General features: G+C 43.2%; 10 protein-coding genes and 1 pseudogene. 3 read left to right on the top strand and 8 right to left on the bottom strand.

The window, feature by feature from the left end:
• Positions 1-156: pseudogene (locus tag A3G19_RS12125) on the bottom strand (antitoxin); the annotation flags it as partial.
• A 184-nt stretch (positions 157-340) separates the two neighbouring features.
• On the opposite strand from A3G19_RS12125, the gene A3G19_RS05040 reads away from it, so the two are divergent.
• Positions 341-1,006 (top strand): hypothetical protein, encoded by a 666-nt coding sequence (locus tag A3G19_RS05040; protein ID WP_294870919.1) that lies wholly within the window; start codon positions 341-343, stop codon positions 1,004-1,006.
• A gap of 54 nt (positions 1,007-1,060) precedes the next feature.
• Here the strand turns inward: A3G19_RS05040 and A3G19_RS05035 are convergent, their stop codons facing one another.
• The 7 genes from A3G19_RS05035 to murJ all read right to left on the bottom strand — a co-directional run bounded on the left by A3G19_RS05035 (position 1,061) and on the right by murJ (position 9,806).
• Positions 1,061-1,837, bottom strand: coding sequence for an enoyl-ACP reductase (locus tag A3G19_RS05035; RefSeq protein ID WP_015653931.1), 777 nt, complete (start codon positions 1,835-1,837; stop codon positions 1,061-1,063).
• 3 nt (positions 1,838-1,840) lie between these two features.
• The gene (gene dapA, locus A3G19_RS05030) at positions 1,841-2,734 is read right to left on the bottom strand and encodes a 4-hydroxy-tetrahydrodipicolinate synthase (RefSeq protein WP_294870916.1); all 894 of its coding nucleotides are present in this window, start codon (positions 2,732-2,734) and stop codon (positions 1,841-1,843) included.
• Positions 2,731-4,032, bottom strand: a complete 1,302-nt coding sequence (locus tag A3G19_RS05025) for a pitrilysin family protein (RefSeq protein ID WP_291750842.1) — start codon at positions 4,030-4,032, stop codon at positions 2,731-2,733. The genes dapA and A3G19_RS05025 overlap by 4 nt, the downstream gene beginning before the upstream one ends.
• On the bottom strand, positions 4,029-5,087 hold the full coding sequence (locus A3G19_RS05020; protein WP_015653928.1) for a quinone-dependent dihydroorotate dehydrogenase: 1,059 nt from the start codon (positions 5,085-5,087) through the stop codon (positions 4,029-4,031). The genes A3G19_RS05025 and A3G19_RS05020 overlap by 4 nt, the downstream gene beginning before the upstream one ends.
• A 62-nt stretch (positions 5,088-5,149) precedes the next feature.
• On the bottom strand, positions 5,150-6,865 hold the full coding sequence (locus tag A3G19_RS05015; RefSeq protein WP_294870913.1) for an ABC transporter transmembrane domain-containing protein: 1,716 nt from the start codon (positions 6,863-6,865) through the stop codon (positions 5,150-5,152).
• The gene (gene cysS, locus A3G19_RS05010) at positions 6,862-8,259 is read right to left on the bottom strand and encodes a cysteine--tRNA ligase (RefSeq protein ID WP_294870911.1); all 1,398 of its coding nucleotides are present in this window, start codon (positions 8,257-8,259) and stop codon (positions 6,862-6,864) included. The genes A3G19_RS05015 and cysS overlap by 4 nt, the downstream gene beginning before the upstream one ends.
• Before the next feature lie 143 nt (positions 8,260-8,402).
• Positions 8,403-9,806, bottom strand: coding sequence for a murein biosynthesis integral membrane protein MurJ (gene murJ, locus A3G19_RS05005; protein ID WP_294870909.1), 1,404 nt, complete (start codon positions 9,804-9,806; stop codon positions 8,403-8,405).
• A gap of 224 nt (positions 9,807-10,030) precedes the next feature.
• On the opposite strand from murJ, the gene A3G19_RS05000 reads away from it, so the two are divergent.
• Positions 10,031-10,429, top strand: a complete 399-nt coding sequence (locus A3G19_RS05000) for a hypothetical protein (RefSeq protein ID WP_294870907.1) — start codon at positions 10,031-10,033, stop codon at positions 10,427-10,429.
• Positions 10,395-10,796, top strand: a complete 402-nt coding sequence (locus tag A3G19_RS04995; RefSeq protein WP_294870905.1) for a hypothetical protein — start codon at positions 10,395-10,397, stop codon at positions 10,794-10,796. Before A3G19_RS05000 ends, A3G19_RS04995 begins: the two co-directional genes overlap by 35 nt.
• The last annotated feature ends 475 nt before the right edge of the window (positions 10,797-11,271 follow it).

The following is an 11,271-nucleotide window of genomic DNA, read 5'->3' as shown; positions in this document are numbered from 1 at the left end:
GAGTTTCTCATAAGTTTTAGAGGGGACAAGATAGGCACTGGCGACGTTATGATTGAGAATTGCCACCACTTCATCTCCTGCGCTTTCGAGAATCTGAGTGGGTGATTTTTTGAGTTCGGTTATACTTGCCGTGAAGTTAGCCATAATCGGTTGCATATTAAGTACCTTATTTAGTGTCTTTTTTGATGCAATATTATACTAAGTTGGATTGATAATGTCAAAAGGATATTATTTTCCCGTCATACCGTGCTCGACACGGTATCCATCCCCATTTAATTTTTGTTTTTAATTATTAAATGTTAATATATTTAAAATAAAATCATGAGTTGATAGGATTTGAATGCAAAAATTAGTTTCTCTTTTATTTATACTGTTTATTTCACTGTGGAGCTCAGATGAACCTATTAAATGTCAACAGCAAAACATTTTAGCAAAACATGCTGGGCATTACACCAATACAGAATTATGGAATAATCTTTCTAAAGAACGCAATTGGGCTTCAATTAATAAACAAGATAATAACGAAATAATAAGTCTAGACCTTGACGAACGTGTAGGAATTAATGCCTACACAAATTGGCATGATGGAACTATACATCCAACATGCAGTTCAGTCGTAAAAAATAAATTATGGGTTATTAATGAGTATACAAATAAATGGGAAGGCCCTTTTTTACGTGTAGGTAAAGCTTTTGATGAAAATGCAATTTATTTTAAAAGATTATTTCAAAATAAGTGTTATAAAGATGAATTAAATCAAAAATGGTGTTTTAAAAATAGTGAAATCAAAATTAATAACAAGAAATTCAAAGTTGAGTTGATGTTGGATACTGTTGAAATACCTCTTTATGGAAGTGCTGTAAGTTTAGAGGATAATATGTCCATGCTATGGATGTTTGTTCCCTATGAAAAAGGATACAAAGTTTTCCAAGATACAGCTATCACAGATGAGAATCATAAAAAAATTAACCCTCTAACTAATAAGCCTTGGCATATTTTGCAATAGATATTAAGGGGATAGATTCCGTATCAAGTACGGAATGACGAGAGGAAGAGAGACTTATCTAAACGTGGTGCCGCCATCAACGATAATTGTTTGTCCGGTGATCCAGCTCGCTTCTTCGGTGCAGAGGAAATAAACCGCTCCCGCGATGTCGTTCGGGCTGCCCATACGATTCAGAGCTGAGCGTTTGATGGTTTCGGCTTTGACCTCTTCGTAGTTAGTGAACGCTTTTAACGCATCGGTATCGATCGGTCCGCCGGATACGGCATTGACACGGATGTTCATCTCTCCGAGCTCTACGGCCGCGTAACGGCTCATCGCTTCGACCGCTGCCTTATTGGTTCCGTGACCGGCATAGTTTTCAATGTAGATTAGGTTTCCGGTACTTGACATCGTAACGACGGCACCGCCACCCACTTTTTCCATCCGTTTTGCCGCTTCTTGGGTTCCGACGACAAATGCGTTGACGGTTGCGGTGTAGATATTGTTCAAACCGCGTGGTTTGAGACGCATAAACTTACCGTATCCGCCGACAACCGGACGGCCGTAGATCATTGCGTTACTAACAAAAAAGTCAACACGGTCGAAATCGGCATCAATTGCTTCAAAAAGAGGCTTAAACTCATCGGTCTCCAAGATATTGAGAGGATAAGCGCGAGCTTTAATGGCGTATTTACTCTCCCAATCTTGGGCTAAAATAGCGGCTGTTTCACCGTTAGAGTTGTAGGTAAATGCGATGTTAACACCCTGTTGTGCAAATTTTTCAGCGATGGCTTGTCCGATCCCTTTGGTTGCTCCCGTAATTACGAGTGTTTTGCCCTTCATATTTGACATTCTTTATGCTCCTGCAATAGTATAATTTTTCATAACGTTTTCAAGCTGTTTTAGATTGGCGCTGCTTGGTGCGACGAGAGGGAGGCGATACTCTAACGTATCGATTAGCCCAGCAACGTACATTGCAGCTTTGATCATCACCGGATTGGACTCTAAAAAGAGGGCTTTGTTGATCGGGAATAATGCATCATTGAGTGCTTTAGCTCCACCCAAATCCCCCGAAAGGGCTTTGGCTACAAGCTGGCTTTTTAGATCAGGAAGAAGGTTAGAGGTGACCGAAGTGATCCCCGCTCCTCCACAAGCTAAAATAGCGTAATCGATAGCATCATCTCCGCTGAAGACTTTAAGCTCAGGTCGGCGGGAGAGGAGCTCGATGGTACGCTCAATACTTCCCGTTGCCTCTTTGATTCCGTAAATATTTTTCACATCATCAAAAAGACGGATAACGGTATCGGCGCTGATGTCCACGACGGTGCGTCCCGGAACGTTATAGAGCATAAACGGCAATTCCGGTACCGATTCGGCGATAGCTTTATAGTGCTGATAGAGACCCTCTTGGGAAGGTTTGTTGTAGTACGGTGCGACGGAGAATATTGCATCGACACCACATTTTTGTGCCGTTAATGCCGCTTCGATTGCTTCGGCGGTGGAGTTGCTCCCCGCACCCGCGAGGACTTTGGTATTGGTCCCTTTGCAAACGCTTACGGCGATCTCCATGCAGATACGGTCTTCATCGTAACTCAGCGTTGCACTCTCTCCCGTTGTCCCTACCGGACAAACCGCATTAATCCCATTTTTGATTTGTCTTCGGATTAGATCAGCGTATTTTTGCTCATCGAGTTTTCCGTTTTTAAAAGGGGTTATCAAGGCTGTCGTTGAGCCTGTTACTAGATTCATTTTTGTCCTTTTCGTAGGATTAGCGTTGTCGATTTTTCAGAGGTAAGGTATTGTTGTGCAACTTTTTGGATCTCTTCAGGGTTTAATGCCTCAATCGCAGCCTCATAATGCATCAATGGAGCAATATCACCGCGAGCGAGGTAGCTTCCGAATAACTCAGCAACTGAGGTAGAACTCTCTAAAGAGTAGATAAAATCGGCTTTGGTATTGATTTTGACTTTGTCAAGTTCTGCTTTTTCCACCGGTTTTTTTTGAAGCCCACGGATAACATTCCAAATCTCTTTTTCAACCTCTTCCGCTTTGATTCCATTATTACAAACGGCGAGAAATAAAAAGACGCCCGGATCACTATTTTCCATGTTGTAAGCGTAAATTTGATTGACAAGACGTTTTTCATCGACCAATACACGGTTCAGGCGTGAGCTTTTGCCCGAACTGAGCATTTCGCTGAGTGCTGAGAGTTTCGGTTGATCGGCGTGTTGAAAATTCGGGATAGGAAAGCTGATAGCCAGCATCTCCACTTCGCTCTCTTTGTGTATCTCTACGCGGCGTGCACCGTCTTGTTCCGGCTCAATAATTTTTTTCTCTGGGATATCAACGGTATTGTTGAGCGTACCAAACTGTTTTTGTACCTCTTCAAAAACACGAGCGGGTTTAATATCGCCTGTTACGATCAAAATGGCATTGCGCGGTTGATAGTAGGTTTTGTGAAAAGAGCGAATATCCTCTAACGTCCAGGTTTGAATATCATTCATAAAACCGATCGGCGTCCAATGGTAGGGGTGATAAACATAGGCACTGTTAAAGAGACGGAAATAGAGATAACCCATTGGATTGTTATCGGTTCTCCAACGGCGCTCTTCCGCAACAACGTTGCGCTCTGGCTGGAATTCTTCATCTTTAAGATTAAGATTTTGCATCAATTCTGAAAACAGAGAAAGAGATTTAGGAAGATTCTCACTGCTTGATTTGATGTAATAATGAGTGAAATCAAATCCGGTTGATGCGTTGTTCATCCCTCCGACACTTTTGACCTCTTCGTCAAACTCACCCGCTTTGAGGTTTTTGGTCGATTTGAAATTCATGTGTTCAAGCATATGGGCAATGCCGCTTTTACCCATTACTTCATTGCGGCTTCCCACCTGATAAAAAATATCGGTTGAGATAACCTGTGAACCGTTATCCATCGGGATGGCAACGACTTGCAATCCATTGGAGAGGGTTTTGGTTTCATACTGAGGAAGTGAAGAGGCCATGAGGGTTCCTAGAGACAAAATTGTTGCAATGAAGATTTTCATTGCCGATCTGCGCCGATTGCTTCAGTGATCGAGGTAAAACCATCCGATGCTAAAAGATCGATCAACCCGCTGTTGATCTCTTCAATTACTTCAGGCCCTTTGAAAATCAATGAGGTATAGATTTGGACGAGTGAGGCACCTGCTCGAATACGGCGATAAGCCTCTTCCGGAGTACTAATGCCCCCAACGCTGATCAGCGTTGTTTTACCGTAAAGCTCACGTGCAATTGCGTCAAAAATATAGAAGCTGCGTTCACGTAATACTTCACCGCTGAGGCCCCCTATATCTTCGGGTTCGGAGACGAGGGAATAATCGATGGTCGTATTGGTCGCGATGATCCCATCGGCTCCGCTTTCCACCGCGTGGACACAAAGGGCAACCGCCTGATCTTCGCTCATATCGGGGGCAATTTTGAGCAATATCGGTTTATCGGTAAGCGCTTTGGCTTCACTGAAAAGCTGAGCGATAAATGCTTCGTTTTGAAGATCACGTAACCCCGGAGTATTCGGAGAAGAGATATTGATAACCATATAGTCCGCATACTCGTGGAGCGCTTTGATGAGGGTGGTATAGTCTTTGATCGCTTTATCATCGGGGGTGATTTTGTTTTTACCGATGTTGACACCGATAGGGGTGCTGAAGGGATAGATGTTTTTGAGTCGATGAGAAATACGGAAGAGTCCGTCATTGTTAAATCCCATTGCATTTTGGAGGCTTTCTTCTTCAATATGTCTCCACAAACGGGGGCGTGGATTCCCCTCTTGCGGTTTTGGGGTAAGGGTTCCGATCTCAGTGAAACCGAATCCCATCGACATGACACCGTGAAACATCGTCGCATTTTTGTCAAATCCTGCAGCAAGACCCACAGGGTTTAGGAAAGTGCGTCCGAAAAGCTCTTGGGTGAGAGAAGGGTGACTTACAAAGTGTTTTGCCATCCAGCCGTTAAAGAGAGGGGGACAATAGCTTGCAGATGATAAGAGTCCGGCCGCAAGGGTATGAGCGCTTTCGGGTTGAAGTTTAAAAAGCCAGGGTTTTAAAGATTCGTAATCAAACATACCATCCGCCTCATCGTGATTAAAGTTGCCGCGATTATACTCAAAAAAGGATTAATAGGGGATTATTCTCCCAGTATTCCCGCAAGACGACGGTAGCTTTCGGAGGTTTCGAGAAGCTCATTGTGAGTTCCGCGAGCGATAATTTGCCCCTCTTCGAAATACAAAATAACATCGGCATGCTCAATCGTGCTGAGTCGATGGGCGATGATCAGGGTTATCTTATCCTGCGCATAAGCGTTTAGCGCCCCTTGGATACGTTTTTCACTTTCGTTGTCCAGAGCACTGGTCGCTTCATCCAAAATGAGGAGAGATGCGTGTTTGTAGATCGCACGGGCGATGGCGATACGTTGACGTTGACCGCCGGAGAGGTTGGCACCGAACTCTTGCATTACGGTGTAGATCCCCTCGCTCAGTGCGGAAGTAAACTCGAGAGCATCGGCTTTTCGGAGGGCGTCTTTTACTCTTGCTTCATCAATTTCACTGCCGTAAGCGACATTAGCCGCTAAAGTATCTTGGAGGATATAAACTCGTTGTGATACGGCGGCAATTTGGTTACGCAGAGAATTTTGGGTGTACGATTTTAGATTCTGATGATTGAGTGAAATAGCCCCCTCGGTGGGATCATAAAAACGCAATAAAAGATTGATGAGAGAGCTTTTCCCTCCGCCGCTTTGTCCGACAAGGGCGACTGTTTGACCTCGATCTATCGTAAGGTCGATATGCGAAAGGGCTATTTTTTCCCCGAAGTTAAGGCTAACATTGTTAAATTGAAGATAATTAATCGGCTCATCCAGTGTGATGGAACCATCCTTGATCTCATTTTCGATATCAAAAACATGAAATACCCGTTCACTGGCCGCTTGGGCATCTTGGATGCGGCTGTAAATTGCACTGACACGGCGAAGAGGTTGAAAGACCAATCCGATAGCCGTTAAAAATGCGGTAAATTCTCCGACACTCATGGCACCGGAGTAAACTTGTTGTCCTCCAATGAAGATTACGGCAGCCAGACCGATTGCAGCGATGATTTCCATCAATGGAGAGACCAATTCACTGGTATAGGTGGTTTTCATATTGAGTTTGAAAAAATGCTCATTTTCATTTTTGAATCGTGCCACTTCATAGTTTTCGGTCGCATTGGCTTTGATAATTTCACTGTTGTTAAATACTTCGGTTAATCGAGTCATCAAATCAGCATTTTTCTCCTGAGAGCGATGAGAGAGGCGTTTAAGTCGGCGGGTGATTTTCAGGAGAGGAAATATAATTACGGGCATCACAAACAATGCCCAAAAAGCGAGTGTTGCATTGAGGTAAATGACATAACCGATCAGTGCAACAACGGTGAGGCTTTCGCGAATGAGTTCGGGCATCATCGTCGAGACGAAATACTGAATACGTGCAATATCGTTGGTGATCCGAGAGATAAGTTCTCCGCTGCGATTGGTATAGAGATATTGCATATCCATATGGACAATTTTCTCCAGAAGATTCTCGCGTAAACGAGAGACAATATGCATTCCGATATAGGTATTGTAAACCGATTGAAGATAGCGTCCGATGGATTTGATAATGTAAATCCCTACCAGCAGGGTAGGAATAATATAGAGCATATTTTCTTCTTTTTTGATGAACATATTATCCATCAACGGCTGCATAATATGCGCCGTTCCTGCCGTGGCGGTAACGGTGAGAAGTATTCCGATAAGAACCATCGCGTATTGAAATTTATACCCTTTTATATAGGGCCAGTATCGTTTATAGATTTCGCTTAATTTCAATCCCGTATCTCCCAAAAAGTTCCGTTCGCGGTATCCATGATTGAGATTCCCATTGCACTGAGTTCATCACGGACAGCGTCGGAGGTGGCGAAATCTTTGGCTTTTTTGGCTTCGGAGCGTTTTTCTACCAAATCATCAATTTTCGCTTTGCTAGCATCATCCAATCCGAATTGGAAATATTTGAACGGATTTTGCCCCCCGAATCCTAACACCGTTTCTATGGTTGATAAAGATGAGAGGAGATTTTGACGAAACGCTTTATCTTTTGGATTTGCATCGAGTGTTTCATTGGCAGAGGTGATGAGCTCATCGATGAGGGCATAGCCTTGTGAAACATTGAGATCGTCTCCCAGCACTTTGAGGAGGGAGGTTTTAAATTCGGTGTCGATATTCTCGGCGGTGAGTCCGAAAAGCCGTTTTTTGAGGCGATAGAGTTTATCGAGTCGTTTTTTAGAGGCGATCAAATCTTCTTCGTTAAAGTTGAAATCTCCCCGATAATGGGTACTGAGGAGATAAAAGCGGAGTACTTCTCCGTCGTAGCTTTTGAGGGCGTCTTTGAGGAAAAAACTGTTCCCCAAACTCTTCGACATTTTTTCGCCGTCGATGGTGACAAAGCCGTTGTGCATCCAGTAACGTGCGAGTTCATGATTTGTCGCACATCGGGTCTGTGCCGCTTCATTTTCGTGGTGGGGAAAGAGGAGGTCGGCTCCACCGCCGTGGATATCGATTGCATATTTACCCTCGCCTTGGCGGACGTAGCGCTCGATCATCGCCGAACACTCCAAATGCCATCCCGGACGTCCTCGTCCGAATGGGGAATCAAACGCAACACTCTCATCATGAACCGCTTTCCAGAGAGCAAAATCGGCTTCATTGCGTTTCTCAGATACTTTTTCGACACGGCTGACATTTTCATTGCTTTGGCGATTAGAGAGGCTAAGGTACCCTTTATCGCTTGCGGTGTCAAAATAGATATCGCCGTTGCTGATCGAATAGGCGTGCTTTTTTTCCAAAAGTTTTTGGATCATTTCAACCATAGCGTCGATCGATTCGGTCGCTTTGGGTTCCAGTGTCGGAGGTCGTACTCCGATGGCACTCATATCACGGCGGTATGCAGCCGTATAGCGTTCAGCAATCTCGGTGGTGCTGATCCCTAATTCCCGCGCTTTGTTGATGATTTTATCGTCGATATCGGTGATGTTGCGGGCAAAGAGGACGTCATACCCCTCGGCTTCCAAAACACGGAGAAGGAGATCGAACACCAACGCACTTTTGGCATGTCCCAAATGGGCATCGTCATAGACGGTGGGACCGCAGACGTAGAGGGAGACTTTCCCTTCGATCAGAGGTTCAAATGGTAGTTTGGTTTTTTGTACGCTGTCAAAAATAGTCATGAGTTTCCTATTAGATTTCTTGCATAACCCAGCTTTCCGTTCGTGGTGAGCTTGTCGAACCATGAACTGTAAACCCTTCGACAGGCTCAGGGCGAACGGTGTTATATTTTCAAATTAAGAGGTTATGCAAGAAGTCTATTTAATTATCGTATCCATTGTATCAAAAATTGGTTTAGAGTATAGAATGCCACCCCAAATCCGAGCGTTCCCAGGATAAAATAGAGGCTAAAACGGGTTTTGAGAAGATCAAAAAAGATCTTCCAACCCACCTCTTTGATGGTGAGGATAAACTGTACCGCTCCGCCGATACTCCCCGCAAGTGCCAAACCTGCCGCCCCCATCGATTGCATCAGGATTACGGAGAAAATGAGATTGATAACGAGTGAAATGATAGCGATTTTAGCCGCTTTGAGATGTTTGTGCTGTGCATAGAGGTACATTGAGAAGAGCTTTGCCAGTCCGAAAGGGATCAGCCCCACCATGTACATCATCAATACATCGGCGGTATTGCGGGTGTCTTGAGCGGTAAAGGCCCCTCTCTCAAACAACAACCAAATGATCGGTTCGGATAAGAGTATTCCTCCAAGTACGGATACCCCCAACAGTGCGCTAAGAAGCCAAAATGATTTAAAGAGATTTTTATAGGCAAGGGCATCATTGCCGTTATTGATCGCTTTAGCGATGGTGGGGAAAAGGGCAGTGGTAATCGCCAGTGCGATAATCGCAAATGGGAGTTGAAAAATACGGTTGGCGTAAAAGAGATACGACACCGACCCCGCTACTAAAAACGAGGCGAGAGAGGTATCGATAAACGAGGCGATTTGAGCGGTAGAGTTCCCGATAACGGAGGGGATAAAGAGGGATTTAAATTTGGATTCTTCGACTTTGACATCTTTGGTGTGGCGGTATTTCCATCCACCGACGAGGATTTTCATCAGCCCCTGCTGACGGATAGCGTAAAGATGGGTAGCCACTTGAAGCAATCCCCCGATAAGAATCGAAAAACTGAGGGCATAGACGATCGTCTGCGGATCGGAGTTGGTAAAGAGGATCAGAGCGACGATCATCGCAATATTGAGCCAAACGGTTGAAAATGCGGTGGTGAAAAAATGCTCTTTATGTTGTAGCAGTGTCCCTAAAAACGTGACGATAAAGATTAAATCCAAGTACCAAAAGTTGATAGCCGTTAAGGGTGCAGTTTTGGAGATAAGGTCGTGTCCCCAGTCCCACGCCAGCATTTTGGTAAAAAATCCGGGAAAGAGGGTGACGAGAAAGGAGAGGGCGACGATAAACACCATAAATCGGATAAAGATGGCGACGGCAAAGACGCTTTTTTGGTTCGAGGCGATGTAGGAGGGCATAAAACTTTGGGTAAAAGAGCCCTCTGCGAAGATGCGGCGGAAAAGGTTGGGGAATTTAAACGCCATTAAAAAGATATCACTCCATACGTTCGCACCTAACACGGACGTCATTAAAATATCGCGACCCAAGCCCGTGACACGGGAGATGAGGATACCAAACGAATTGGAGAATATCGATTTAAACATAGTTTATATCAAGCCCTGAAATAAATTTTACGCAATTTTAACCGATATGTGATTAAAAGTCATCGGAGTGCTCTGCTTCGTCATTTCCGACATGATCGGGAATCCAGCACTTTAGTTATGATTTAGATCCAAAATAAGTAAATTTACTAGATATTTTTTTAAAATTTAAGCTAACTATCTATTTAAAAAATATAAAATCAGTTAAATATTATTAGGGAGTGGAAATGAATTATCTCAAAAAATCTTTATTACAGTCTAGTATTATGATCACATTTTCAGTTATTCTAACAGGATGTGCAACATGGAATACAAGTGAAATTGCTAATGTCCGTCCAACAGTTCAAAAATTAGTCGTGACAGAAGCAAAAGATATCATGCTTACAGAAGGGGATATCACCGATAAAAAATATATAGTTTTAGGCGACATTTCTGTTACAGTTAATAAAACTACTATTTTTCATCCTGATCCAACAAAAGAACTGGTTAATGTCAAACTGAAAGAAGAAGCAGCAAAACTTGGTGCCGATGCAGTAACACAAATACGCTACGGGACAGTAGGAATTTCAATGATGAGTTGGGGAAGTTTAGATGGCAAAGGTCGTGCTGTTCAATTTAGTCATTAATGCGTTAGTTGTTACCACTTTACTAACAGGATGTGCAAATCGTGCTAGAGATTTACCTCCTGATTTAAGTTACCTTCCTGTCAAAGAAAGACTTTTGGCTAGTGATAAAGAAAGTGCTGAATATTGTATGACATGCGCTACGTTAGAGACACAATTGGAATTAACACAAAAATCAATTTTGAACGTGGAAAATCAATTGAGTAATATACAAGCATCTAATCAATCTAAAGGGAGCATTGGAATTTTATTATTGCCGCCAGTAATGCTCGCAATGCAAAATAATGATGAGATAACCACCGAATATCGTCAGCTTGATGAGAAAAAAGAACGTATTTTACGTATTAAAAATGCTCGTGAATGTGAATGATAGAATTTTTAAGGAAAAAAAGAGAAAAAGGGGATAGGGTTAAATAGCACTTCCCCGTTCGTGGTGAGCTTTGTCGAACCATGAACTTGATTATAAGACCCTTCGACAGGCTCAGGGCGAACGGAAATCGTCAAATTAGATACTCTCGATATATTTTTATCTCTTCTATAATGGCTAGAATTAAGCATTGCGTATGAACCTGTTTCATCTCTGTAGCGTTCTGGCTGGCTGCGTTAAACATACGCTATGTTTAGCCTTAAAATAAATTTTACGCAGTTTTAACCGATATGTGATTAAAATAGGGGCAATTATAAAGGATACCTAATGGGGCTGTTGAGCAAAGAGGATGAGAAAGAAGCGATAACAACGCAGATTAGGCCTATTGTTGTTCGTACTTCCAATGTTGCTAAAGAATTATTACAAGCTGCCGCAAATTTTAAAGTATCTGTTCACGCGCTTGATTTTAATCTTCTTG

The sequence above is a fragment of the Sulfuricurvum sp. RIFCSPLOWO2_12_FULL_43_24 genome, assembly GCF_001829605.1.
Classification (GTDB): domain Bacteria; phylum Campylobacterota; class Campylobacteria; order Campylobacterales; family Sulfurimonadaceae; genus Sulfuricurvum.
This window is presented reverse-complemented; position numbering and strand designations above follow the sequence as displayed.